Source organism: Microcoleus sp. F10-B2, from assembly GCF_036704965.1.
Classification (GTDB): Bacteria; Cyanobacteriota; Cyanobacteriia; order Cyanobacteriales; family Microcoleaceae; genus Microcoleus.
In genome coordinates this window covers 1-25,760 of the sequence record NZ_JAUBTB010000071.1, presented here as the reverse complement: position 1 = coordinate 25,760, position 25,760 = coordinate 1, and the positions used below count along the sequence as shown (strand labels likewise).

Below are 25,760 nucleotides of genomic sequence, written 5' to 3'. Positions count from 1 at the left end.
TTGTAGGGGCGGGTTCGCCAACCATACATAATAATCACCGACAATTAATATAAACCCGCCCCCGCCCCACCGTAAATCTGAATGTACATTAATATTGTTTGTTGGGTGAGGGCGGGTTTTTGAAATTGTTGGTTTTGGGGCGATTATCGTTGGTGAGCCCGCCCCTACGGGAATTATGTATATAGCCCGTTAATAACATCCAAAAAACGCTTAACTTGTTTTTCCCAAGTCCAATCTAGCATAAAATTTGCCGCAGCTAAACCGCGACGTTTTGATTCTTCGCGATTAGTATAAACTTCTTCCAAAGCCTCGACAACTTCTGCAACCTCAGACTCTCCCCAACCTTCTACACCGGAAAAATGAGCCGTAGATTTTACTTTTACTTGACTCGATAAAGGATAGCAAATGTTGCTGTAAATCAAGTCTAAATGACCAGTATTTGCTGATAAAATAGTCGGAATTCCGCAGGCCATACTTTCCATCGCGACTAAATTAGTGCCGCCTTCGCAGCGGTTGGTGAAAACAGCGCAGTCGGCTTCTCGCAAAATTTGTCCGGCGAGGTGATTGGGAATTAAGCCGATGTCGATAAAAGAGTCAACCGGCAAACCGTTAGCCACTAACCATTGGGAAATTCCTAAACTTCCGTCGCGGTTGATATTGGGAAGTCCGACAACGTTTCCGGTTTGTTCGATTCCTAGCATATACTGAGGCCAAAAATTGTGCCATGTTGTAAGTAACAAAGCCTCTGGATGTTTGGCGCGAAATCGTTTGAAAGCGGCAATTACAATATCTTGACCTTTGCGATATTCCAGTTTGCCGCCGGAGAAGATGACGAAGCGATCGCCAAATAGATTAGATTTGGGTGCAGGATGGAAAATTGCGGGGTCAATTCCTTGATTTACCATCGCCACATTAGTCAAGCCGCAGCTTCTCAAAACATCCGCATTCCAGTTGGAACCGGCAACAATCGCGCTATATTTTTTTGCTTTTTCTAGTGCTTCTGCTGTGATTCGCGTGTCTTCAAAAAAGATGACTCCTACTTGAGAAGCGCTGGTAATTTGATTTTCAACTCCAGACGATGCTAAATTATTGCCGAGGGCGTAAAGTACGGGAAAGTTGCAAGTAATCTGTTTGTCTGAATTTTCAGTTACTAATTTCTGAAAAACTTTCTGCTTTTCTACTACAGGTAATAACAGGGATTTATGCAGCGGATTGATAGATTCAGAGGTGATAGATGGCGGTACTAAAAGTGCAACTTCCCAGGCGGGATTTCGCAGCAGTTGCAGTGTTAAATTCATGCCGTAAATTCCCCAGCCGCTGGTGATGCTGACTGGCCAACTAATGCCGATTCCGGTAATTTGTGGGGGAGTTTCTGGGCGTTGAATTTGAGGCGGAGTATCAGAATCTGCGTTCCCAGGCTCAGCCTGATAACGAGTAGATTGTAGGGGCGGTGCCCCCGTGCCCGCCCTCTCTAGCAAGGCTGCTTTTATACGATCGCAAACTCCATCCCAATCACCCGCTGTTTGCTGCCTAAACAACCGCACAGTGGGATACCAAGGGCTATCTTCGCGTTCCAGCATCCAGCGCCAATCGGGCACGAAAGACAGCAAAATCCAGACGGGTTTGCCCAAAGCACCGGCCAAGTGCGCCACAGAAGTATCTACGCAAATTACTAAATCGAGTTGCGAAATAATTGCTGCTGTGTCGGCAAAATCGACGCAATGTTCGCTCAAATCTTGAATTTTATGTTGATTAAACAAAGTGATATCGCCCCCAGACAAATCTTTCTGAAGGCTGTAAAAAGTCGTTCCAGCAACATCTAAAAATTTGACAAAATGGCTCAATTTACACGATCGCTGACGATCCTTGCGGTGCAGCGCGCCGCCCGCCCACACAATACCTACTTTTAGTTGATTGTTGGATTCTAGAGAAAATTTAAAATCCTGTGGCGGGGCTAAATAAGGAATCTTTGCCGGTATATTTTCCAAAGTTGTTCCCAGAATTCGCGGCAAACTTAACAGCGGCGCTTGCACTTGAAAATCTACCAAATCACTCGATCTCGCTATTACTCGATCGACTCCTGCAATTCCTTCAAATAAACGCTTCAGCAAGACATGACAAGCCACAACAACTTTGCCGCCTTTTTGCTTGACTAAAGGTGCGTAGCGGATAAATTGTATCGTATCGCCCAAACCTTGTTCTGGGTGCAATAAAATCGTTTTTCCCTGCAAATCTGAGCCGTCCCAAAGCGGTTGGGAGAAATATCGGGGTTCCAATTCTTGAGTTTGCCAGCGCGATTCGTACTCCGCAAAACCGCGCTGTAAATTGCCAGTCAAAAGCAAAGCTAAAGCTAGTTTTAAGCGCCAATTGTGTGATTCTGGAGAGAGTTGAATTGCTTTAGTATACCAGTCGATCGCCTCAATAACTTTTCCTTGTTCTTCCAGGGCGGAACCTAAATATAAGTTTGTTTCGCTCAGGTTTGGATTGGTTTCTAGCGCTTGTTTGTAGTGCGAAATTGCCTCGGTTATTTGCCCGGTTTCTTGTTTAAAATAACCTAAATAACTGTGGGCTTCTGCGTGGTTGGGTGAGGCTGAGATTACTTGTTCGTAGCGAGCGGCTGCCTCTGCTTTTTTACCTTGTTTTTGTAAGGTATTTGCTATGTAAAATTCTACCTGTGCAGGTGACAAGGAAAGTTGAGGCACAGCATCAGAATCTGCGTTCCCAGTCTGAGCCTGGGAACGAGTAGATTGTAGGGGCGGTGCCCCCGTGCCCGCCCTCTCTAGCAAGGCTGTTTTTATGCGATCGAATACTTCCTCCCAATCACCCGGTGTTTGCTGCCGAAACAGCCGCGCCGTCGGATACCAAGGGCTGTCTTCGCGTTCCAACATCCACCGCCAATCCGGCATAAAACACAGCAAAATCCATACGGGTTTACCCAAAGCACCGGCTAAGTGCGCGACAGCAGTATCCACGCAAATTACTAAATCTAGTTGCGATATCACCGCCGCAGTATCGGCAAAATCGTTCAAATTGTCGCTCAAATCTCTCACGGGAATTTGAGTTAACAAAGTACGATCGCCCGCAGACACTTCTTTCTGAAGACTGTAAAAACTTACACCCGCAATATCTAACAATTTCAGGAAATAACTTAAATCGCTCGAACGCTGAAAATCCTTCAAATGTTCCGAACTTCCCGCCCACACAATCCCAATTTTGAAATTGCCATCGCAATTTAGAGAAAATTGCCAATTCGGCGGCGCAGCTAAATAAGGAACATTTGCCGGTATACTTTCTAAATTTGTTCCCAAAATATGCGGCAAACTCATCAGCGGTGCTTGCACTTGGAAATCCGGCAGTTCCTCCATCCGAACCGCCACTTGTTGGATGCCAGGAATCTGCTTAAATAAACGCTTCAGTTCTTGATAGCAAGAAATGATTACTTTGCCGCCTTTTTGCTGCACAATTGCCGCGTAACGCACAAATTGAATTGCGTCGCCCAAACCTTGTTCGGATCGGAGCAAAATAGTTTGCCCGTTCAACTCTGAACCATCCCAAACCGGCCGATCGAAATTCAACCGCTGCATTTTTTTCGCCTGTTCTGTTTGCCAGCGCCACTCGTATTCTGCTAAACCGCGCGGCAAGTCCCCAGTCAACAGCAGGACTAAGGCTAAATTGAAGTGAGCTTTTGCACAATTAACATCAATTTGTAGTGCTTTATTGTAACACAAAATTGCTCGATTTATGTCTCCTAGTTGTTCTACAGCACTGCCTAAATTCGTAATGGCTTCTAGATAATTTTGCTTCAAAAATATGGCTCGTTCTAAGCTAGAAATTGCCTGTTCTATTTTACCCGCATCCAAGCATAAAGTTCCCAGGTGATAGTGTCCTGCAGGATTGTTTGGTTCTGCTTCAATTGCACGCTCGTAAAGCCGTTCTGCCTCTGATAGCTGACATTTTGCTTGCATCGCCACGCCCAAATTTACCAGGGCTGGCACGTAATTGGAATTGATGGAAAGTGCTTGATGAAAACACGCGATCGCACTCGGCAACTCGCCCTGCTGCTGGAGTGTCGCGCCGAGATTGTTGAGAGCTTTGACGTACATTGGATTTAGGGCGATCGCCTTTTGAAAACAAGATAAAGCATCGGCTGTACTGCCTCGATCTTGCAGCAAAATGCCCAAGTTATTTTGCGCTTGAGGGCAGTTCGGGTCGATTTCGACCGCGCGCTGATAATAGGTGGCAGCTTCGGCTAAGTCGCCTGTTTGGTGCAGCGTCACTGCCAAATTAGTTGCAGCTTCTATCAAATCTGGCTGACAAACTAAAGCATTTTTAAAACAAGCGATCGCCTCGGCAAATCTACCTTGCGCTTTGAGAATATTTCCCCGATTGAAATGTTGTTGAGACAATTCAATATTGGGATAAGTTTCTCTTGGCGGTTGAGCTTCCTCATGCTGGCAAATTCTTTCTCTCAGCGCCAAACTAGCTTGTTCTAAAACTCCTTCCCAATCCCCCGCTGTAGACTGGCGAAACAGCCGCGCCGTCGGATACCAAGGACTATCTTCGCGTTGCAACAGCCACCGCCAATCCGGCACAAAACACAGCAAAATCCACACTGGTTTGCCCAAAGCACCGGCCAAGTGCGCCACAGAAGTATCTACAGAAATCACTAAATCCAGAGCCGAGATTGCCGCCGCAGTATCGGCAAAGTCGTGCAAATAAGAGCTTAAATCTGTTACGGGCATTTGCTCTAACAAAGCGCGCTCGTCTGCTGTTATTTCCTTTTGCAAACTGTAAAAAATGGCTCCGGGAATATCTAACAGTTTAGTTAACAAATTCAGCGGTAACGATCGCACCTTATTTTGCGAATATTGAGGATTTCCCGACCACACAATCCCTACTTTCAAATTAGCAGTTGGACTGAGAGTAAATTCCAAACCCGGGGGCGGAGCTAAATAAGGAACTTTCGCCGGTATAGTTTCTAAAGTTGTTCCCAGAAGGTGAGGCAAACTCATTAGCTGCGCGCGCACTTGAAAATCCGGTGCATCCTCTGGATTAACTATTAACCCATCGATTCCCGAAACTTGTGCAAACAAGCGCTGCAACTGCGGCAAACACCAAACAATTACCCTAGCGCCTTTTTGCTTGACTAAATCTGCGTAGCGGATAAACTGAATTGCATCGCCTAAACCCTGTTCCGGGCAAAGCAAAATAGTTTTTTCCTGCAAATCTTGGCCATCCCAAATAGGTTGGTGAAAGTTGTGGCGCGGGGACTGTTTTTGTTGAACCAGCAGCCGCCATTCGTACTCGGAAAAACCGCGCTGAAAATCACCCGCCAGCAGTAAAGCTAAAGCTAAATTTAGGTGAGATTCGGGATTGCCGATATTGAATTTAACTGCTTGGCTGTAGCAGGTGACAGCATCTACAAATTGTCCGCGATCGTGCAAAGCACTTGCCAAACTGTTGAGAGGATTGATATAACCGGGTTTGAGTTCGATCGCCCGATGGTAGCAATCGATCGCCTCTGCCATTTTTCCCGCTTCCTCAAAAGCTTTGCCGAGATTGTTCAAAGCTTCTGGAAAGTCGGGTTTCAGGCTCAAAGCTTGCTGATAGCAGGCGATCGCATCTTCAATTTTGCCCTGTTTGTGCAGGACAATTCCCAGATTGCACCGAGCCTCTGCTGAGGCTGGCAATTTCTGAATCGCCTGCTGGCAAAAAGCTAGAGCCTCATCTAACTTATCTTGGTTTGACAGCCAACTCCCCAAAGCGAGATCGGTTTGGGCCAAATCCGGTTGCAGCGTCAGAGCTCGCTCGTAGTATGCGATCGCATCTGCAACTCGCCCCTGCCGGATCGAGGCGTATGCTAAGTTGTGCAAGGCATCGAAATAATTTGGATCGATCGCGATCGCCCGTTCGTAATTCGCGATCGCCCGTTCGTAATTCGGGATCGCTTCCTCCCCTTGTTCCTCCAAAGTAATTCCCAAATTCAAATAAGCTGCAGCGCAATTGGGATTAACTTGAATCGCTTGCTCGTAGCACCTTACAGCCTCCGTAACATCTCCTTGTTCTTCCCGCAGCAGGCCCAAATTAATCAGCGCTTCCGCGCAATTAGGGTTCAAATTGAGCGCCCGTTCATATTCTGCGATCGCCTCTTGAGTCTCCCCTGCTTCCGCCAGCGCGCTGCCCAAATTGCTCGCAGTTTCCGCCAAATTGCGGTCGATTGCGAGCGCTTCTCGGTAGTGCGCGATCGCCTCTGGTAGCCTGCCAGCGTGCTGTTTGACAACGCCTAAATTGCTGTGAGCGGCCGCATAATTTGGATCGATCGCGATCGCCCGTTCGTAACATTCGATCGCACCGCGAAACTGCCTTTGCTGCTGCAAATCTCGACCCAACCGAAACTCTGCATCCGCCAAATCCGACGGCGCAGATGCTGCAGAAACCAGGCCGCCCAAAGCTTGAGCCACCCGACCGAAAACACCCTCCCAGTCGCCCCGCTGATGCTGCCGGAACAGCCGCGCCGTCGGATACCAAGGACTATCTTCGCGTTCCAGCAGCCACCGCCAATCCGGCACAAAACACAGCAAAATCCACACCGGTTTGCCCAAAGCGCCCGCCAAATGGGCGACAGCGGTATCGACACTAATGACTAAATCTAGTTTGGCGATCGCAGCAGCAGTATCGGCCAAATCGTCAAAATGCGGGCTCAAATCTACGATCGGCGTTTGATTCAACAGCGCGCGATCTGCCTCGGAAACCTCTTTCTGCAAGCTGTAAAAACTTACCCCCGAAACGTCCAAAAGCGGCAGAAACTGGCTTAAACTGCACGAACGCTGCTTGTTTTTGCGGTGTTTTGGATTCCCCGCCCAGACAATCCCAACTTTCAAAGTGCGATCGGGCAAAAGCCCAAAATCCGCACCCGCCGGCGGAGATAAATAAGCAGTATTTGCAGGTATTGTTTCCAGCTTTGTACCGATAATATACGGCAAACTCAACATCGGCGCTTGCACGTCAAATTCCGGCAGCGGCTCGCCTTTAACTATTAGCAAATCAATGCCGTCAACCGTTGCAAACAAACGGTGCAATTGCGGGTAACAGCCAACAATTACCCTACCGCCTTTATTTTTGACGATCGCAGCGTAGCGGATAAACTGAAGCGAATCGCCTAAACCTTGTTCGGCGTGGAGCAAAATAGTCTTTCCCGCCAAATCATAACCGTCCCACAGCGGCCGGTATTCTCTCGCCGAAACTGTATTTTCCGGCCCCGTTAAAAAACACGAATGACCAGTGTGAAATTCTTTAATTTGCCAGCGCCACTCGTATTCTGCGAGACCATTTTCCAAATCTCCCACCAACAGCAAAGCCAAGGACAAATTCAGGTGAGCGCTAGCGTGGTTTGGACTTAAATGAATCGCCCGTCTGTAACAGGCGATCGCATCTTCTACCGCGCCTTTTTCCAGAAACGTCCTGCCTAAATTGTTGATAGCTTCCACAAAATCCGGCAGCAATTCTAGAGCTTTGTGATAATACTCCAGCGCATCTTCTAAATTGCCCTGTTCTTGCAACACTGTTGCCAGATTGTTGTAAGCTTCCCAGCTATGCGGCTGAATTTCCAGCGCTTGCCGGTACAGCTCGATCGCCCTTAAAAGTTCGCCTTTTTCTTGCAGCGCCACCGCTAAATTAATCAGTGCTGGCACGAAATCTGGTTGAGCGATCAGAGCTTGTTCGTAATGTGCGATCGCCTCTTCCACTTGACCTTGTTCCTCAAAAATTTTTGCCAAGTTGTAAGCTGTTTGAGGAATATTTGGATCTAGTGCTAAAGCTTCTCGGTAATGCGGGATAGCTGCGTCCCATTCGCCATTTTCTTGCTTGAGAAAACCAAAATTAATCCGCGCTTGAACGCAATTTGGGTCAAGAGATATGATCTGTTCGTAAAGGGCGATCGCATCTTCCTTATCGCCTGTTTCCATTAAATGCTCTGCTTGCCGCAACAAATCCTCTAAAACAACCAAATTATCGCCAGCAGTTCCGATCGCAACCCATGTCTCAATCCCCTGCGATTGCTTAGCTGCGGAGCCTTCTGCTAACCCTTCGCTCGCCCTCAAAAATATTTGTTTACTCTCTTGAGCTAGGCTTGCACCTGTCATTTTGAGAGCTACAGAATCGAGGTCAGGCGTATCATTAGCAGTCATTGCGAGCGAAACGAAGTCAAGCGAATTTTTGGCAGAATCCTCGGAATAACTAGCAGTATTGGCGATCGCAAAAGAACTCAAAGCCGCCTGCACTTCCTCAAACAATTCTTGCCAACCTTCCGCCTGACTTTGGCGGAAAATCCTTGCAGTCGGATACCAAGGATTATCTTCGCGCAGCAGCAGCCAGCGCCAGTCAGCAGCAAAAGAAAGCAGCACCCAAACCGGTTTTCCTAAAGCACCGGCCAAGTGCGCCACAGCCGTATCGACACTAATGACTAAATCCAGTTGAGATATCGCCGAAGCGGTATCAGCAAAGTCGCTCAAATGCGGACTCAAATCCGGCACTAAGTGTTGGTTCAACAAAGTGCGATCGCTCTGCGACAAGTTTTTTTGTAAACTATAAAAAGCGATTCCCGGAATATCCAAAAATTGAATAAAATCGCTCAAACTGCAAGAACGCTGATTGTCTTTCCGGCGCTGCGGGTTCCCAGCCCAAACAATCCCTACCTTCAGTTTTGCATCAGAAGAAAGCGCAAACTTGCACTCATCAGGCGAAGCTAAATAAGGAACATTTGCCGGTATTGTTTCCAGAGTTGTCCCCATAATTCTCGGCAAACTCATCAGCGGTGCGTGAACGTCAAATTCTGGCAAACCCTCAAGACTAACTGATAAATATTCAATGCCGGCAACTGTCTCAAACAACCGCAGCAGTTCTGGATAGCAAGCCACCATAACTTTAGCCCCTCGGCTGCGAAGAACCGGCGCGTAGCGAATAAACTGAATCGAATCGCCGAAGCCTTGCTCGACGTGCAGTAAAATAGTTTTTCCCTGCAAATCTGAACCATCCCAAACCGACTGTTTAAATTGCCTCGGTTGTAGTTGCGGAGTGCGCCACCGCCACTCATATTCAGCAAAACCGCGCTGAAAATCTCCGAACAATAGCAAAGTTAAACCTAATTCCACGTGTGCGGTGGCGTTGTCTGGCTGCAATTCCAATGCTCGACGGTGAAAAAAAAAGGCTTCTTGAAATTCCCCTAAATCGACTAAAGCGTGTCCGAGGTTGTTAATAGCATCCACGAAGTCTGGCTTTAAGTTCAATGCTTGTCGGTAGTAAGATATTGCTGCTTTGGTATTGCCTTGTTCGTGGTAAAATGCTCCGACATTGTTGTGAGCTTCGGGATTGTTTGGCTCTAGTTGTACAGCTTGCTGGTAGCAGTTAAAAGCTTCGGCTAATTTACTTTGCTGCTGCAAAACTGTTCCCAACCCCATCAAAGAATATGTCAAACTCGGATTAATTTGTAAAGCGTGCAGGTAACAGGCTACCGCCTCGTTTAATTGATTTTTTTGTTTAAATAAACCTGCTAAATTGTGTGCTGTTTCGTGCAGGTTGGGGTCGAGCTTGAGCGCTGTTTGGTAATATAAAATTGCCGAGTCTATTTCGCCGACTTGCTGTTTGAGCCAGCCCAAATTATTGTAAGCTAGTGCGGAATTTGGCTGCATTTTGATGACTTGTTCGTAAGTGGCGATCGCCATTTGATACTCGCCTACATCCAGCAAAACATTAGCCTTATTTAAATGTGCTTCTACAAAATTGGGGTTTTGGACGATCGCCTGTTCGTAAAAGTCGATCGCCTCTGCAATCTTTCCCTGCTGTCTAGCAGCTATTCCCAACAAACACAGCACGTTTGCTGACTCCGGCTGCACTTCTACGATCTGCCGGTACAAATTCTCAGCTTCTAACAAGCGTCCCGCTTGGTGATGTTCCCAAGCTATTTTCAAAGAGTATTCTGCACCCAATTTGCAGGCAGATTTTCGCGATTTTTTTTGAGAAGCCATAGTTGTCTTTGTTGTTTGGGAGTTCGCTAACTGGTAATTGCCAAATTGTTCTAACTTGTTAACTCTTCCTTCCTTCTTTCCCCTTTCTTCTTCCTTCTTCCTTCTTCCGACGGACATCGGACTGACATCCGTTACATCCGACGAGAGCGAATCCGTTGCCGAACTTCCTTCTTCCTTCTTCCTTCTATCCTTTACATCCGTTACATCCCGTACATTGCTCGTTGCCGAACTTCCCCTTCTACCCCAACAAACAACCTGCGGGAAAAATCAAATATTCTAAGAAAAACAACTTCCAGATAAACTGATAAAAATCAGCAATTTCTTTTTGATCGTCTAAATCAACTTTGAAGCTCCAAAACCACATCAAACCCAAAGCCGCCAAATGAGAAACTGCCAGAAACACTAAATTAACATTAGACAATACGATCGCTCCCGCCAAAGTCGCGCCCAAATAGCAAACCGTCAACACCCAGCGAGATAAATTAAAGACGGCCGGCCGGCCCAGCTCAATCGTAAACGTAGTAATATTATATTGCTTGTCCCCTTCCATGTCGGGGATATCTTTAAAAATGGCGATCGCAAACGTAAACACCACAACAAAAACCGTCAGCACCCAAACTTCTGCAGGAATCGCAAAAGACACACTCTCCAAACTCCAGCCAGAAAAAATGCTTTTCGCCCTTCCCAAACCCAACACCCAATTAAAGTGCAGAAATAACCCTAAATTTACGATCGCGCCCCGCACCGTAAAAATGCACAGCGCCGCCCAAAAAGGAAAACGCTTCAGCCGAATTGGCGGCAGAGAATAAGCAGTCCCGATCGCCAAACTAACGCCCACGGTAGCCAGCAAAAACGGACCTTGTAAAACAGCAGTCAAAATTGCTAGAATTCCCGTTGCAATTACAATTAATTCTCCGGTGTTTCGAGAAAACACTCCCGAGGCGATCGGCAAATACGGCTTATTTATTTTATCAATTTCTACATCTTCTAACTGGTTTAATCCCACAATATAAATATTGCCGCAAATGCAAGCCAACCAGGCAAAAGCTAGGGGCCAAAATACAGGATTCACAAACAGCCGCGCGCTTTGGGCGATCGCGTACAAAGCCAATACACTCAGGCTAGTACCCACAATTGTGTGCGGCCGAGAAAACTCCCAAAAAGCCCTCACCCAGCTTTGCGGAGCCGAGCCATTTTTATCAATCCAAGACTTGTCAATCGAATCGTTGCCCATAAAACTCACACCCGCACCAAACAAATAATATTCTGTAGGTGCGCAATGCGCACCTTACTCATCAACTCAAAACTGAAAACTTCTCGGCTCCCTCCCTGTTATTTTACCGCACAAATCAGCCCGAAACGAATCAATCCGCTCTGATATCCACGGCTCATCAATCCGAGAGCAAGTGCAGCTTGAATAGTCGTCCAACCGCTCGTCAGCAAACCCCAAATCGCGATCGGAGTCAAAGCAGAATCGATCACCACATCCCAAAAAGGAGCAACAGCTTTTGACCAATCAGCGGTGCGAATACTTGTCAAAGGCAAACTGCGGACGATTTCCTCATATTCCGGCAAAGAAATCACGTAAGGCAAAGCATAAACCCGGTAAATTTCTGCCAATTCCTTTCTCTCTTCATCAGTTAATTCTCCCGCCGTTTCTCCCACCGGACGGTGACACCAAGTCGCCAAAATCAAAGTTCCTCCAGGCTTGAGCACGCGGCAACATTCCTGCAAAAACTTAATTTTGTCTGGCATATGTTCTCCGCTTTCTAGCGACCAAACCAAGTCGAATGACTCGTCAGAAAAAGGCATATTCAAAGCATCTGCTACCAAAAAGTTCACATTGCTTTCCATGCCAGCAATTTTAGCGCGTTCGGTCGCTCTGTTGGCCTGTACCGGACTCAGAGTAATCCCGGTCGCTGTAACGCTAGCGCCCGTTTTATTTGGTTCGGGCGATCGGCTAAAATCTCGATCGACCCCGCCATCCAACTTTAAATTATTTTGAGCGATCGAACTAAACTTTTCGGTCAAATAAAGCGTGCTGCCGCCGATCCCGCAACCGACATCGAGAATGCGGTAAGATTCACAGAGTGCCTTCTCTGACGGTACTCCAGCCCAGGCCAACAGTTCTTCTATCAAATCTATCTGAGCCTGTCGGCGCTCTTTTTTCAAATTGCCATCCGGGCCGTAGTAACCGTGGTGCATATGTTCGCCCCACACCTGCTCCCACAAACCGCTAGAAGCGTCGTAAAGTTGCTGAATTTGCTGGTAAAGTGTTGATGTCATCGCCGGATCGCAAGTTATTAAAGGAATTCTACCGTTATTTTCCCGCTGTTGTCATAGAATTTGGCGATTGAGTTCGATCGGCCTCCGGCCTTCGCCAGACACAGATGTCCTGATTTCCAGCCCGACGATCGATTTGTGGGTTCCCTCTAAAATCTAAAATCAATTTGTGGGTTCCCTCTAAAATCTAAAATCTAAAATCTAAAATCTAAAATCGAATGACTGTCTCGCGAACCATTGCTTTGGGCTTTCTCGCTGTCATCCTCGCAGGTGCTCTATTGCTAATGATGCCCTTTTCCACAATTGATGGAACTTGGAGCGATCCAATAACAGCACTGTTTACCTCTACTTCCGCTGTCTGCGTCACGGGCTTGTCGGTGGTTGATGTCGGAAAATATTACTCTTTTTGGGGGCAACTGTGCCTGGTTTTACTGGTGCAAATAGGAGGCTTGGGCTACATGACAGCCACGACTTTCTTGCTGCTGTTATTGGGCCGCCGCTTTGGCTTGAAAGACAAAATTGCCCTGCAACAATCTCTCGACAAATCCGGGCTAGCCGGCGTAGTACAACTGGTGCAGTCAATTCTAGCAACAACGCTTTTGTTTGAATTAACAGGAGTGTTTTTGCTGATGACGGTTTTCGTCCCCCAATACGGATTTAAAGAGGGTGTGTGGTCGGCTATATTTCACAGCGTTAATTCCTTTAACAACGCCGGTTTTAGCATCTATTCAGATAATTTGATCGGCTACATCAGTTCGCCTATGGTTAACTTCACAGTCAGTGGTTTAATCGTATTTGGAGGAATCGGCTATCAAGTAATTATGGAAATGTACCTGTGGCTGCGCGATCGCTTCAACAAAAGCCCTATCTGCACAGTTTTTTCCCTGAACTTCAAAGTTGTTACCACTACAACGGCTGTCCTTTTAATTTTAGGAACGCTAGCCTTTTTGGTGCTGGAATACGACAACCCAGACACTTTCGGCTCTCTAAATTTTCCTCAAAAATTGATGGCAGCTTGGTTTCAATCTGTTACTCCCCGCACGGCGGGATTCAATACAATTGACATTGGCAAAATGAGCGAAGCCTCGCTATTTCTGACCATCGCGCTGATGTTTATCGGCGCCAGCCCTGGCAGCACCGGCGGCGGCATCAAAACCACAACTTTTAGGATATTGTTTTGCTGTACCACAGCAGTTCTCGAAGGCCAGGAAGATGTGGAGTGCTATCAGCGTCAAATCCCGCCAGCAATGATTCTAAAAACCATTAGTGTAGTCTTCGGTTCCATGTTGGTCGCATTCACATCTGCAATTTTAATTGAGCTGACCAATCCCGAAGTAGAATTTATCGCAGCGCTGTATGAAGCAGTTTCAGCTTTTGCCACGGTCGGTCTTTCCACAGGGATTACAGCCAAGATTTCAGCGATCGGCAAGCTGGTTTTGATTGCTACAATGTACATAGGTCGGGTTGGCGTGTTGCTGCTGATGAGTGCTGCATTCGGAGACCCAAAACCCAGGTCTTTTAAGTATGCTGAGGAAAGTTTGTTAGTTGGATAAACAAATCCTGCCTCGTTGCTGATAATCTAAACAATGGGTGACAACCCAAATCAACTTTTACTACTTACCCAAAAATCAAAAGGAGGCGGCGCTGTCTCTGCTAAAACTTAAACAGCAAGACTGTCAGCGCTGGATATTCAGTGAACCTGTCATCTTTGAATTTTTTTCGCACTTTGCGCGCCGACAACAAGCAGTTTGCAGTTATTGGTTTGGGACGCTTCGGAAAAGCCGTGTGTTCGACTCTGCACGGCTTGGGTTACGAAGTCTTGGGAGTTGACACCGATGAAAAAAAAGTAACTCAAGCTTTGAACGATCGTATTGCTGCTCACGTTGTGCAGTTAGATTCTACTGAGCCTAGCGCTCTTGCGGAAGCCGGTATATTTGAATTTGAAACAGTGATAGTTGCGATCGGCAATTACCTAGGAGAAAGCATTACCACCACCCTCAACCTTAAGGAAGGCGGGGTAAGTCACGTAATAGCCAAAGCTTCTTCGGAAACTCACTTAAAACTGTTGAAAAAAGTCGGCGCAGATCATGTAGTTTTTCCCGAACGAGAAATGGGCTGCTCTTTGGCCCGCCTTCTTACAAAACCCAGCATTTTAGAACGCTTTGACCTCGACCCAGCTCACAGCATCGTTGAGTTGCTCGTTCCTGAAAAGTTTGATGGCAAAACCATCTCCGAATTGGAACTCCGGCGCAGGTATGGTTTGAATTTGCTAGCAGTCGGTCGTGCCGACAAGTTCGAGATCAATCCGCAGCCAAGCGAACGCTTGAGAAAAGGCGAGGTGATGGTAGTAATTGGTTCTAATAAAGATATTAATCGCTTGCCAATTTAACAGCTCGCCATTTGACGGACATACAGCAACACTCCTGGACTCAGAAACCCGGTTTCTTGAGTTCTTAGTCCCTAAGTCGCAAACAAGTCTTGCGGGCTGCGTGAAAATTTCATCCCCCCAAAAACCCGGTTTATCTTAGATAAACCGGGTTTCTCTGTCGATCTTTATGTTCTAATTTTTAACCGAAATATCTAAATGTAATTTCACCAATGCTGGGGTTGCTTGCACCTTTGCTAGTCCCTCTGAGAACATAGCCAGACAAATCGGGAAAATTTCAACAAAGTAGCAGCACCCGACGATCGCGCTCCAGCAAATCATAGGAGCGCTAGCCCTGAAAATTTAGCCGACTTTCAAGATATCTTGCAGGTAAGCTTTGCCCAAAACCAGAACCGCCAAGACTAGAGCGAGTTCAACAGGCCAAGGACACACCGCCAGAAACCAAATTAACGAACACACTCCAATAATTGCAGCTATCGGAGCCGGAATCCCGTCTAGCGTTCTGTTGTCAGTCTCCGCAGTCACCCACCCAGCAATCAAGCAGAGCGTCAACGGAATCAAGCAACTTGCGATCATGGTTTTTACCCCGTCAAATTTTTTTTACATATGGCATTTGAGCATATTGTAACAATACATCAAAAATTAGGAAATGCACCATAAATTACGATAAAATTTAAGGTTAGGTAATTAATACCCTGGGGCAATATTATTTTTAAATTTTTAGCTTCGCCTCTATCCCAAGGCAGAAGTAGGTTGGCACCAGACAGAATTTGGGGATTATTCTTTGTGCAAATTTGTACAAAAGTGCTTTTGCTTTCTACCTTGAGATCAATTGCGATGCGCCTATCTATGCAAGTTATACTGAGCATTGCAGTCACTTACTGTAGAGCGTGAATCAATGCTGGGTAAATTTTTTCGCAAGCCAGAATCAGAAAACAGCGATCGCGTCCCTCCTGGTCAATACCTCGCCAACGGCTTTCCCGTGCTCACCTACGGCGATACACCCTCCGTCAGCATAGAGAGTTGGGAATTTAAAGTCTGGGGATTGGCAAAACCAAAAACCTTCACTTGGTTGGACTTCCAGGCCATGCCCCAAAGTAACTTTACTGCGGATTTTCACTGCGTCACCCGGTGGTCAAAACTAGACGTGCAATGGACGGGAGTCAAAGTCACAGATTTTATGAACTACACAGAAGTTGACCCGAAAGCTATGCACGTCTTGGAACACTGCTACGGGGGCTACACCACTAACATTGCGATCGCAGACTTCCTCCGAGAAGAAAACTTTTTCGCCCACACCGTCTTCGGCGAACCCCTATCCCCAGACCACGGCGGCCCAATGCGGCTGGTAGTTCCGCACTTGTACGCTTGGAAAAGTGCTAAATGGATTAACGGCCTGGAATTTACAGAAACCGAAAAACTCGGTTTTTGGGAACGCAACGGCTACCACCGGCGGGGCGAACCTTGGGCTGAGGAACGCTACAGCGGTGTGTTTTGATGGGGTCGATCGGGATTAGGACTTGCCCAGAGCTTCTATAGACGGTATTTCTGGAGGGGAAACCCGCTGTTTGACAGATTCAATCTGCGGAAATCGCATCTCGATCGCATCTTTGGGCTCTATCACTGCCGGGGTTCCCTCTAATTTCAGCAAAATACGTAAACCCGACGATCGTAGTTTGTACGTAATTTACCCGATAGATAAACTACTTTAACTCCCCTACACAAGTCCCAAAAAACAAATATTCCCCGTTTCTGGTTAATATAAAACTCCTTTAACTGTCAGTTGGCGCAGGCATTACCGTGTTTATACGTAAGTGTTTGGTTTTGATGATTTAGACTTGGAATAAAATAAAAAATTAGCCTAAACCCGACCCAAATCATTTTTGTCGCTCCGCGCTCCCATACTTGCTACTGCAAGGTTTAAAGCCACAATTTTTATAATTATTTGGTGTGTATTTAGAGGGAGCGATCGCCTGCGGGCTTATTCGCTAGACAGGGTTTATGAAGGATATGTAAAGGCTTGATAAAGAATATGTCAAAATTGACCTAAAGTGGCAAAAACACAAACAAAATATCTGATAATGAAACTATTAAGATCGTCACGCGAAAGGAAACAGGTTATGAATACCAAACTCTTATCCGCCCTAACAGCCACCGCAGCCGCCACAGCTCTGTTTGGCACCGGATCTCCAGCTCAGGCATTCTCCTTTGGTACCACCGGCATCAAATTCCAGCAAGATACAAGTGTCACCTTTAACTTCAAAGAATCTCACGGTATGTACACTTCCTCTTTGGGAGTCTACACTGTGAATGACTCGGCGCTCTCTAAAGTGGCCACCCTGTTTTCGGAAACTAAATCCTCAGACAACGGCGACGAGAACGAATGGAAAGGAACTCCAGGCAATACAGTCTTGGGTGGAGCGACAACATTCACATTCCTGGCAAATCAAATTTACACTTTGGGACTCGACAGCGACTGGGCCGGCACTGTCTACTCGACCTCAGCCTTGAACGCCGGCGCCCAGCTAGCCGTGTTGGGCGGCTCGTCGTTGTGGAACGCACTGGGCAAAGAAACTACAAACACCTTCCAAGCTGCCGGACAATTCACAGACGCAACAGCTTCTCTGTTTAACGGAGGCGCAGTCATCTCCTTCGACGATGGCGGTAACGGCAACGACGCGGACTTCCAAGACTTCACCGTAACGGCAGAAGCAGTTCCCGAACCGATGACGATGACCGGTTTGGCTCTCGGTTTGGGTGGCTTGGTGGCAGCGCGCCGCCGCCGCGCTAGCAAGACGGCTTCCTAATTTTTTCAACCGGAACAGTCGGCTCAATGAGGTTTGAGAAAAAAGAATACGATTTGCAGGCGCGCTGATGGGAAGTCGGCTCGCCTTTTGCTTGATTTCAACCAAAGGACACCTTGATATTAGGCGTCGTTAGGTGAATTTGACCGAAGAGTTGTTCGAGGAGTGCAAGCAGTACAAATTCACCGGTACGGGTTGAGGAATTTTAACCCACTTTTGGCACACTCCACTGTCACAATCGGTTTTGAGGTAATTTTGAAAACCACATCAGTCATTTTTTTAAGTAATTGGACAGAATTAATTACACGCTGATTCTTTGCTAATTTTTTACTAGACAAGGCTTGTAGCCCATAGTTTTGTGTAATTAATTGTGTCCTGCTACTTATATAAATAATGGAAAAATTGGACTGGCGATCGCCAGTCCAATGTCCCCAAACTCCCAAAATTCGCAGTCTGACACCTGCCTGGTGCGGAATCTGAGGACTGAAAATCAAAACTTACGCGCCCAACATACAGCGCGATGGGAACAGCCAGCGACTGTAGATATCGCTCAATCGAGTTCCCGCACTAAAAAAGCCCATTCATCTGCCAATTCTTCAATGATTTTCGCAGTGGGTTTGCCGGCACCGTGTCCCGCTTTGGTTTCAATCCGAATTAACACCGGTTTTTCTCCCCCGTGCATTTCTTGCAAAGCAGAAGCAAACTTGAAACTGTGGGCCGGAACCACGCGATCGTCGCGATCGGCAGTTGTAATCATTGTCGCGGGATAAGCCGTTCCCGGTTTGAGGTTGTGCAGGGGAGAATAGCCGTGAATTGTGGGAAACTCTTCGGGATTTTCCGGCGAACCGTATTCAGAAGTCCAGGCCCAACCAATGGTAAACTTGTGGAAGCGCAGCATATCCATAACCCCGACTGCAGGCATTGCTGCACCGAACAATTCCGGCCGCTGAGTCATGCAAGCTCCCACCAATAAACCGCCGTTGCTGCCACCTGCGATCGCCAATTTTGCAGGTTTGGTGTATTTGTTTTCGATCAACCATTCAGCGCCAGCTATAAAGTCATCAAACACGTTTTGCTTATTCAACTTTGTGCCTGCTTGGTGCCATGATTCGCCGTACTCGCCGCCTCCCCGCAAACAGGCGATCGCATAAACTCCGCCCATCTCCAACCACACGACATTGCTAACAGAAAAACTCGGAGTCAGCGACACGCCAAAACCGCCGTAACCGTACAGGTATGTGCGGTTGTTGCCATCCAACTGCAAGCCTTTCTTGTGCGTGATAAACATGGGTACTTGCGTACCGTCTTTACTCGGGTAAAATACTTGTTTTGTCTCGTAATCCTCTGGATTAAAATCGACCTTGGGCTGTCGATAAATCGTACTTTCATCTGTCACCAGATTGTACCGATAAATGGTGGTTGGTGCAGTGAAACTGGTGTACGCATAAAAAGTTTCCGTGTCGTGCCGCTTGCCGCCGAATCCTCCCGCCGAACCGATTCCGGGCAAGGCAACTTCTCGCACGAAAGAGCCATCTAAGTTGAAAATTTTAATCTGGGTGTAGGCGTCTTTCAAGTAGGAAGCGACAAATTGATTGTTCAACAGGCCAATGCCTTCGAGAGTTTCTGCTGCTTCGGGGATAATTTCTGTGAATCCACCCTCCCTGGGCGACGAGGGGGTTTCATCACCAGCGAGGCATGAGGGAGGTGGGTTGTTGGTGTCGATCGCAATTACGCGGCCTAGCGGTGCATTCAAGTCTGTTTGAAACCAGAAAAGAGAACCGTCATTGTCGATGAAACTGTACTCAGCCTCAAATTCGTTAATAAGTTCTACAACGGTTGATTCCGGTGCAGTTAAATCCTTGTAAAAAATCAAGTTTTTAGTTTCCGTTCCCTGCCAGACAGAGACAATTAAGTAGCGCCCGTCTTCGGTGACGCCGCCGCTAAATCCCCACTCTTTCTGGTCGGGTCGCTCGTAGATTAATACATCTTCAGATTGGGGCGTACCGAGTTGGTGGTAAAACAGTTTTTGGTAATAATTAACATCTTCGTGTTTTCTTTTTTCGTTGGGTTCGTCGTAGCGACTGTAAAAAAAGCCTTTGCCGTCGTGAGTCCAGGATGCTCCTGAGAATTTAATCCACTTTAAATGGTCTGATAAATCTTCGCCAGTTGCCACATCGCGGACTTTCCATTCCTGCCAGTCGGAACCGGAATGCGACAAACCGTAGGCCATGAGTTTGCCATCTTTGCTGATAGCTACGCCACTCAAAGCAACTGTTCCGTCTTCTGAGAGAGTGTTGGGGTCAATTAATACTTTGGGTTCGCCGTCGAGGGATGTTAACGTGTAGAGTACGGATTGATTTTGCAGGCCGTCATTCTTGTAGTAAAAATAGCGATCGCCTTCTTTGAAAGGTATGCCGTATTTCTCGTAATCCCAAAGTTGAGTCAGGCGCTGTTTGATTTTTTCCCGCGCCGGAATTTCCTTGAGGTAGGCAAAAGTAACTGCATTTTGGGCTTCCACCCAAGCTTGAGTTTCCTCTGAGTCGGGATTTTCCAGCCACCTGTAGGGGTCTGATACTTTGACGCCGTGGTAATCGTCTGTTTGGTCGATTTTGCGGGTTGTGGGGTAGCTTAAAGGTCGATCGAATTTAGCCATGATTTTGTACTCTCGGTAACTTTGTCCAGTTTACCCTTTCGCGGCAGTGACAGGGGAGAGTCGCTCAATTGAGGATTTGAGATTTTATCCTAAATCTGGGTTGAATAAGTAACAAAACCTCAAGAAACAGAAGATTTGGATACCTGAATATTTTAAAATATTGGGTGTAGAGAAATCCTAAATCATAGGTGAATTTCTTACTGCCTCCCCTTAGCAAGGGGAGGGTTGGGGTGGGGTAAAAGAATTACGACTCCTGCAAGGATTGCTATATAACATAGAATCGATCGCGAAGAAATACTGTTTTAAAATGAGATATAATTAATTTAGTTTTTTTCGGAATAAAGTGCTTCCCAAGAATGACTAGATTTCCCCATGACCAGTTTGCCAAAGAATACCTAAGAGAGTTATTGTCACCTCTCGGAGAAGTAGAAACAAGTAAAGATGTTTCTGCTCAAGTTCGAGAAATTGATATCTGGTTTAAACCCACTTCTGTATCGCCTGAATACGTAGATAATTTAGGTTTATTAGGTCAAATGACTGCGACGGTGGCTGCGATCGAACCATTTCGCAATGCCGTCAATACAGAGGATATCTTCAGTTGTGTTGTCAAACTTTTAAATACTAGGGCAGAATTACTGCGCCGAGCTAATCGAGAAGAGCAACGTTTAGAATCCCAGCAATTACCCCGGTTGTGGATTCTGACTCCCACTGCTTCGGAGGCTTTGTTAAGCAGTTTTAATTTTATGGTTCCCGAAGAATCAGAAGGTTGGGGGAGGGGGGTTTATTTTCTATCGGAAGTTTGGCGAGTAGGATTGATAGCTATTCACCAGCTACCGAATGTTCCAGAAACGATGTGGTTGCGGATTTTAGGTAAGGGTAAAGTACAGCAAGGGGCGATCGCGGAATTAACAAGATTGCCTGTTGATAGTCCTTTACGAGCTAGTACGCTAGAATTATTGTACAACCTGCAAGCGAATCTGCAAGTAAATTTAGCAGCTAGCGCCCCAGGAAATCAGGAAGATAAGGAGTTAGTTATGGCGCTCGTACCTCTGTTACAACAAAAAATAGATGAGGCCACACAACAAGGAAGAGAAGAAGGAAGAGAAGAAGGAAGAGAAGAAGGAAGAGAAGAAGCACAGCGGTTGATTTTGCAGAACTTTCTGCAAGTCAGATTTGGGGAGTTAGACCCTCAGACAATTGCCTTTTTTCCCTCTGTCTCGGCTTTACCTGTTGGTGAATTTACTATGTTGTTAGTGCAATTATCCACATTGCCAATCGCCCAAGCAGATAGACAACAAGTACAAACTTTGATCGCCGAAAATGTCTTGAGAAAGCGCTTTGGTCAATTAGAAGTAAACACCCTCAATCTCATCCCAAATTTGCTCGCATTGTCTGCCGAAAATTTATCGCTATTGCTGTCACAACTGCCAGATTTGTCAATAGAAGAACTAATTGCTAGATTAGAAAATTCTTCCCTTTGACTAAAAAAAGAGCGATTAAGCTCGATCGAGTTCTTGTGGAAAGTAGGGGTTGGGCGTCCCGCCCGCCAGAAAACACAATTTAGATGCGGGACAACTTATAACTAATCCAACTCCCTCCTTCCTTCCAAAGCACGAGCTAATGTTACTTCATCGGCATATTCCAAATCTCCCCCCATCGGCAAACCAAAAGCTATGCGCGTCACTAGAGTAAAAGGTTTTAATAAGTGACCGATATAAAGAGTAGTAGTTTCGCCTTCGACGCTGGGACTAATAGCAATAATTACTTCCTTAATCTTTTGCTGGCTGACACGCCGGACTAACGGTTGAATGTTCAATTGTTCCGGGCCAATTCCATCCATCGGCGAGATAACGCCGCCAACAACGTGATATTTACCCATGTATTCCCGCGTTTTTTCTAAAGCAATTACATCGCGGGATTCTGACACTACACAAATGGTATGAGTGTCGCGGTTGGTATTGCGGCAAATTTCGCAAACAGGGTCAGCAGATAAGTGAAAGCATACTTGACAGAAACCTACTTGCTGTTTGGCATCAATCAAAGATTTAGCTAGGGCTTGCACTTCTTCCTCCGGTCGCTTCAAAATATGTAAAGCGAGTCGCTGGGCTGTTTTTGGGCCGACTCCTGGCAAGCGCTGCAATTGTTCGATTAAACGAGCTAAAGGTCGAGTGTACATTAAAAATTGGCGGTAATTGGTAATATCATTTCTGGTTGATTCGCGACAATATAATTTGTACGATGTAGGGGCGGGTTTTACCAACCATCTATGTTTAAAACTAAGTATATCATAAACCCGCCCCGCCCATACACTGAGGATTATTGACTAATTTACCCTCCACTAATTTTAGCTTTGTAGCCTAACTTTGTGATAATTTCTAGCAGCTTTTGCTTGTGTTCGCCTTGAATTTCGATTTCATTATCTTTGACTGTGCCACCAGTACCGCATTGGGCTTTTAGCTGCTTGGCTAAAGTTGCTAATGTTTCGGGTTTTTCCTGAAAGCCGCTGATGACTGTAACTGTTTTGCCGCCGCGTCCTTTTCGGGATGCTTCGATTTTGAGGTTTTGTTGATTGGGGGGAACTTCGGCAACTCCCCGTTGGAGGGCTGCCGAGTTGTCAACGTTGCCAAATTCGGAGTAAACTATTCGTTTGCCCTCGGTTGTTTTGCTGTCAGAATCTTTGCGTTTTGATGCTGCCATAGGTTAAGATGCTTGAACTTTTTTTACTGGTATTTCTAGTTTTAGGGGATTGGGGTATGGTTGCGATCGCTCGGAATGCCATCTATCTTCTACTTATTGTATTAGCCCGTCAAGCGTTCAAGGAATTATAATGAAATTTGTTCGATCGCCTCCAGTCCACAACCGATTTGGTACGATCGACACCAAGCCTCTAGCTTACCCGCGAATCTAAAAAATCTAAAATCTAAAATCTAAAATCAAATGACAGTCACCCCCCTGCATCTCACCACCGAAACCAGCGCCCAACGCCCCGACTCCCTCGGCAGATTCGGCAAATTCGGCGGCAAATACGTCCCCGAAACCCTGATGCCGGCTTTATTTGAACTAGAAGCGGCTTTCCACAAATACCGCAGTGAACCGGAATTTCAACAGCAACTTCAACAATTACTCAAAGATTATGTCGGCCGCCCCAGCCCTTTGTATTTTGCCGAACGCCTCACCGAACACTACGCTAAAGCAGACGGAACTGGCCCGCAAATTTACCTCAAACGCGAAGATTTAAACCACACCGGTGCTCATAAAATTAACAACGCTTTAGCTCAAGCATTGTTAGCAAAACGCATGGGCAAAAAGCGGGTAATTGCTGAAACTGGTGCCGGTCAACACGGCGTTGCCACTGCCACAGTTTGCGCTCGTTTCGGTATAGAATGCGTTGTCTACATGGGCGTTCACGACATGGAAAGACAGGCTTTAAATGTGTTTAGAATGCGGCTGATGGGTGCCGAAGTGCGGCCGGTGGCGGCGGGTACGGGAACGCTGAAAGATGCGACTTCGGAAGCGATTCGCGACTGGGTGACAAATGTCGAAACAACTCATTACATTCTCGGTTCCGTGGCGGGCCCGCATCCTTACCCGATGATGGTACGCGATTTCCATGCGGTAATCGGTGAAGAAACGCGGGCTCAGTGTCAGGAAAAGTGGGGCGGTTTGCCGGATATTTTATTAGCTTGCGTTGGCGGCGGTTCTAATGCAATGGGTCTTTTTCACGAGTTTGTTGGGGAAGAAACTGTCAGATTGATCGGTATTGAAGCGGCCGGCGAAGGTGTGGATACAGACAAACACGCTGCTACTTTGACTAAAGGAAGTGTGGGAGTTCTGCACGGGGCGATGAGTTATTTGCTGCAAGATAATGAAGGTCAAGTGATTGAGCCGCATTCGATTAGTGCGGGTTTGGATTATCCGGGCGTGGGGCCGGAACACAGTTATTTGAAGGATGCGGGTCGAGCTGAATATTATAGCGTAACTGATGCAGAAGCGCTGGGAGCATTTCAGCGGCTTTCGCAGTTGGAGGGGATTATTCCGGCTTTGGAAACTGCTCACGCGATCGCCTATTTAGAGACTCTGTGCCCGCAGCTAACAGGCAATCCCCGCATTGTGCTTAACTGTTCCGGACGCGGCGACAAAGACGTGAACACTGTAGCGAAGGTTCTGAATATCTAGGTTAGCGGAATGTGGGGCGATCGCCCTGTAGGAATTGGTAACAATTAACTTTATTTCTCGTTTGATTTCATGTCCAAAGGTTTGATTTTGATGTGCTTGGGATTGTTGACAATCCTGCCTAAGTGTGACACCTCTATTCCTACGCGATCGCTGCCACAAACTCCCATGAATACTAATGTTGCTTCGAGTGCTATTACTGACTTAGAAAAAGCGGTTAACCAACAGATAAATCAATACCGAGCATCTAAAAAGTTGCCGCCGCTGACTATCGATCCGCGAATCACTCAGATAGCCAGAATTCACAGCGAAAATATGGCTAGCGGTAAAGTACGTTTCAGCCATGATGGATTTGAAGGGCGGGCGAAAGCAATTATTATTCCTTATCAAAGTGTAGCTGAAAACGTTGCTTACAATTTCGGCTACAGCGACCCGGTACGCAATGCTGTTGAAGGTTGGATTAAAAGTGACGGCCACCGCAAGAATATGGAAGGTCAGTTTAATGTGACAGGTATTGGGGTTGCGAAAAATGCCAAAGGCGAGTATTATTTTACTCAGCTTTTTGTTCGCAGTCGGTAATTTGAAGGAAGAAGGAAGAAGGAAGAAGGAAGAAGGAAGAAGGAAGAGGGAAGAGGGAAGAGGGAAGAAGGAAGAAGGCAGTCAACAGTCAACAGTCAACAGTTAACAGTCAACAGTCAACAGTCAAAAATTACTAATAATGGAATTTGCAGATTTTCAAGTGTGCGATGGTGATATTCCCGATTCTCTCTTATCTTATTATTTGACAGCAGAGGCGATCGCCGTTGATACGGAAACAATGGGTTTGCTACCTTGGCGCGATCGCTTGTGTTTGGTGCAGTTGTGCAATCCCGAAGGTAAAGTTGCAGTGGTGCGGATTGCCAAAAGCCAGACAGCAGCACCGAATTTAAAGAAATTAATGGAAGCCGAAAATATTGAGAAAGTATTTCACTTTGCGCGCTTCGATCTGGCAACAATGCGTTACAATTTAAGTATTGACATTGCACCTGTTTTCTGCACAAAAATAGCGAGCAAACTTGCCAGAACTTACACCAACAAACACGGACTTAAAGATTTAATCCAAGAATTGGAAAAAGTAGAACTCAACAAAACTTCTCAAAGTTCCGACTGGGGAAATGCGACTAATCTTTCTGACGAGCAACTAAATTATGCTGCTAACGATGTCCGCTATTTGCTGAGCGCTAAACAAAAGTTGACTGCTATGTTGCAGCGAGAAGAACGCTGGGAAATTGCACAGCAATGTTTTCAGTGTTTGCCAGTTTTTGTGAGTTTGGATTTATTGCAGTACAAGGATGTTTTCGATCACAGTTGAGACTCGTGCAGTTAGGATCGCGAATTAAATAATTTACACATATTTGTGGGATGGGCGTCCCGCCCGTCCTTTCTGGACGGGCGGGACG

15 protein-coding genes are annotated in these 25,760 nt (G+C 46.5%); 8 read left to right on the top strand and 7 right to left on the bottom strand.

The genetic code is table 11. The annotated features are described in order from the left end of the window. Positions 1–173: 173 nt before the first annotated feature. The 3 genes from QUA99_RS23720 to QUA99_RS23710 all read right to left on the bottom strand — a co-directional run bounded on the left by QUA99_RS23720 (position 174) and on the right by QUA99_RS23710 (position 12,308). Complete coding sequence (locus QUA99_RS23720; protein ID WP_333241430.1) at positions 174–10,139, bottom strand: tetratricopeptide repeat protein; 9,966 nt, start codon at positions 10,137–10,139, stop codon at positions 174–176. A gap of 121 nt (positions 10,140–10,260) precedes the next feature. After that, the gene (locus tag QUA99_RS23715) at positions 10,261–11,256 is read right to left on the bottom strand and encodes a homogentisate phytyltransferase (RefSeq protein ID WP_333241432.1); all 996 of its coding nucleotides are present in this window, start codon (positions 11,254–11,256) and stop codon (positions 10,261–10,263) included. 98 nt (positions 11,257–11,354) lie between these two features. Beyond that, positions 11,355–12,308, bottom strand: a complete 954-nt coding sequence (locus QUA99_RS23710; RefSeq protein ID WP_333241433.1) for a methyltransferase domain-containing protein — start codon at positions 12,306–12,308, stop codon at positions 11,355–11,357. A gap of 215 nt (positions 12,309–12,523) precedes the next feature. Here QUA99_RS23710 and QUA99_RS23705 point away from each other — a divergent pair, with 215 nt between their 5' ends. Both QUA99_RS23705 and QUA99_RS23700 read left to right on the top strand, forming a co-directional pair. Next, the gene (locus QUA99_RS23705; protein ID WP_333241435.1) at positions 12,524–13,858 is read left to right on the top strand and encodes a TrkH family potassium uptake protein; all 1,335 of its coding nucleotides are present in this window, start codon (positions 12,524–12,526) and stop codon (positions 13,856–13,858) included. Between the two features lie 140 nt (positions 13,859–13,998). Further along, a complete protein-coding gene (locus QUA99_RS23700; RefSeq protein WP_333241436.1) occupies positions 13,999–14,694 on the top strand; it encodes a TrkA family potassium uptake protein in 696 nt (231 codons plus the stop codon). Positions 14,695–15,033: 339 nt separating this feature from the next. Here the strand turns inward: QUA99_RS23700 and QUA99_RS23695 are convergent, their stop codons facing one another. Then, complete coding sequence (locus QUA99_RS23695; protein WP_333241438.1) at positions 15,034–15,267, bottom strand: hypothetical protein; 234 nt, start codon at positions 15,265–15,267, stop codon at positions 15,034–15,036. A gap of 322 nt (positions 15,268–15,589) precedes the next feature. Here QUA99_RS23695 and QUA99_RS23690 point away from each other — a divergent pair, with 322 nt between their 5' ends. Continuing rightward, a complete protein-coding gene (locus tag QUA99_RS23690) occupies positions 15,590–16,189 on the top strand; it encodes a sulfite oxidase-like oxidoreductase (RefSeq protein WP_333241440.1) in 600 nt (199 codons plus the stop codon). Positions 16,190–16,811: 622 nt separating this feature from the next. Further along, on the top strand, positions 16,812–17,498 hold the full coding sequence (locus QUA99_RS23685) for a PEP-CTERM sorting domain-containing protein (protein WP_333241442.1): 687 nt from the start codon (positions 16,812–16,814) through the stop codon (positions 17,496–17,498). A 547-nt stretch (positions 17,499–18,045) separates the two neighbouring features. Here QUA99_RS23685 and QUA99_RS23680 read toward each other — a convergent pair. Next, a complete protein-coding gene (locus QUA99_RS23680) occupies positions 18,046–20,148 on the bottom strand; it encodes a prolyl oligopeptidase family serine peptidase (RefSeq protein WP_333241445.1) in 2,103 nt (700 codons plus the stop codon). A gap of 356 nt (positions 20,149–20,504) precedes the next feature. Here QUA99_RS23680 and QUA99_RS23675 point away from each other — a divergent pair, with 356 nt between their 5' ends. Next, positions 20,505–21,629, top strand: a complete 1,125-nt coding sequence (locus QUA99_RS23675) for a flagellar assembly protein H (protein ID WP_333241447.1) — start codon at positions 20,505–20,507, stop codon at positions 21,627–21,629. 101 nt (positions 21,630–21,730) lie between these two features. On the opposite strand, the gene recR is transcribed toward QUA99_RS23675, so the two are convergent. Together recR and QUA99_RS23665 are read right to left on the bottom strand one after the other, a co-directional pair. Then, on the bottom strand, positions 21,731–22,324 hold the full coding sequence (gene recR, locus QUA99_RS23670; RefSeq protein ID WP_333046856.1) for a recombination mediator RecR: 594 nt from the start codon (positions 22,322–22,324) through the stop codon (positions 21,731–21,733). Between the two features lie 152 nt (positions 22,325–22,476). Next, positions 22,477–22,845 (bottom strand): translation initiation factor, encoded by a 369-nt coding sequence (locus QUA99_RS23665; protein ID WP_190737631.1) that lies wholly within the window; start codon positions 22,843–22,845, stop codon positions 22,477–22,479. A 240-nt stretch (positions 22,846–23,085) separates the two neighbouring features. Here QUA99_RS23665 and trpB point away from each other — a divergent pair, with 240 nt between their 5' ends. The 3 genes from trpB to QUA99_RS23650 all read left to right on the top strand — a co-directional run bounded on the left by trpB (position 23,086) and on the right by QUA99_RS23650 (position 25,672). Beyond that, the gene (gene trpB, locus QUA99_RS23660; protein WP_015177088.1) at positions 23,086–24,324 is read left to right on the top strand and encodes a tryptophan synthase subunit beta; all 1,239 of its coding nucleotides are present in this window, start codon (positions 23,086–23,088) and stop codon (positions 24,322–24,324) included. Positions 24,325–24,393: 69 nt separating this feature from the next. Then, a complete protein-coding gene (locus QUA99_RS23655; protein ID WP_333241449.1) occupies positions 24,394–24,900 on the top strand; it encodes a CAP domain-containing protein in 507 nt (168 codons plus the stop codon). A 139-nt stretch (positions 24,901–25,039) separates the two neighbouring features. Further along, on the top strand, positions 25,040–25,672 hold the full coding sequence (locus QUA99_RS23650; protein ID WP_333241451.1) for a ribonuclease D: 633 nt from the start codon (positions 25,040–25,042) through the stop codon (positions 25,670–25,672). Positions 25,673–25,760: the final 88 nt, after the last annotated feature.

What these genes read in the sequence shown, in the direction of transcription:
- QUA99_RS23690 (WP_333241440.1), top strand. Translation starts at nt 15,590, where the DNA reads ATGCTGGGTAAATTTTTTCGCAAGCCAGAATCAGAAAACAGCGATCGC.
- QUA99_RS23715 (WP_333241432.1), bottom strand. Translation starts at nt 11,256, where the DNA reads ATGGGCAACGATTCGATTGACAAGTCTTGGATTGATAAAAATGGCTCG.
- QUA99_RS23680 (WP_333241445.1), bottom strand. Translation starts at nt 20,148, where the DNA reads ATGGCTAAATTCGATCGACCTTTAAGCTACCCCACAACCCGCAAAATC.
- QUA99_RS23650 (WP_333241451.1), top strand. Translation starts at nt 25,040, where the DNA reads ATGGAATTTGCAGATTTTCAAGTGTGCGATGGTGATATTCCCGATTCT.
- QUA99_RS23675 (WP_333241447.1), top strand. Translation starts at nt 20,505, where the DNA reads ATGACTAGATTTCCCCATGACCAGTTTGCCAAAGAATACCTAAGAGAG.
- QUA99_RS23705 (WP_333241435.1), top strand. Translation starts at nt 12,524, where the DNA reads ATGACTGTCTCGCGAACCATTGCTTTGGGCTTTCTCGCTGTCATCCTC.
- QUA99_RS23655 (WP_333241449.1), top strand. Translation starts at nt 24,394, where the DNA reads ATGTCCAAAGGTTTGATTTTGATGTGCTTGGGATTGTTGACAATCCTG.
- QUA99_RS23710 (WP_333241433.1), bottom strand. Translation starts at nt 12,308, where the DNA reads ATGACATCAACACTTTACCAGCAAATTCAGCAACTTTACGACGCTTCT.
- recR (WP_333046856.1), bottom strand. Translation starts at nt 22,324, where the DNA reads ATGTACACTCGACCTTTAGCTCGTTTAATCGAACAATTGCAGCGCTTG.
- QUA99_RS23685 (WP_333241442.1), top strand. Translation starts at nt 16,812, where the DNA reads ATGAATACCAAACTCTTATCCGCCCTAACAGCCACCGCAGCCGCCACA.
- QUA99_RS23720 (WP_333241430.1), bottom strand. Translation starts at nt 10,139, where the DNA reads ATGTCCGTCGGAAGAAGGAAGAAGGAAGAAGAAAGGGGAAAGAAGGAA.
- trpB (WP_015177088.1), top strand. Translation starts at nt 23,086, where the DNA reads ATGACAGTCACCCCCCTGCATCTCACCACCGAAACCAGCGCCCAACGC.
- QUA99_RS23665 (WP_190737631.1), bottom strand. Translation starts at nt 22,845, where the DNA reads ATGGCAGCATCAAAACGCAAAGATTCTGACAGCAAAACAACCGAGGGC.
- QUA99_RS23695 (WP_333241438.1), bottom strand. Translation starts at nt 15,267, where the DNA reads ATGATCGCAAGTTGCTTGATTCCGTTGACGCTCTGCTTGATTGCTGGG.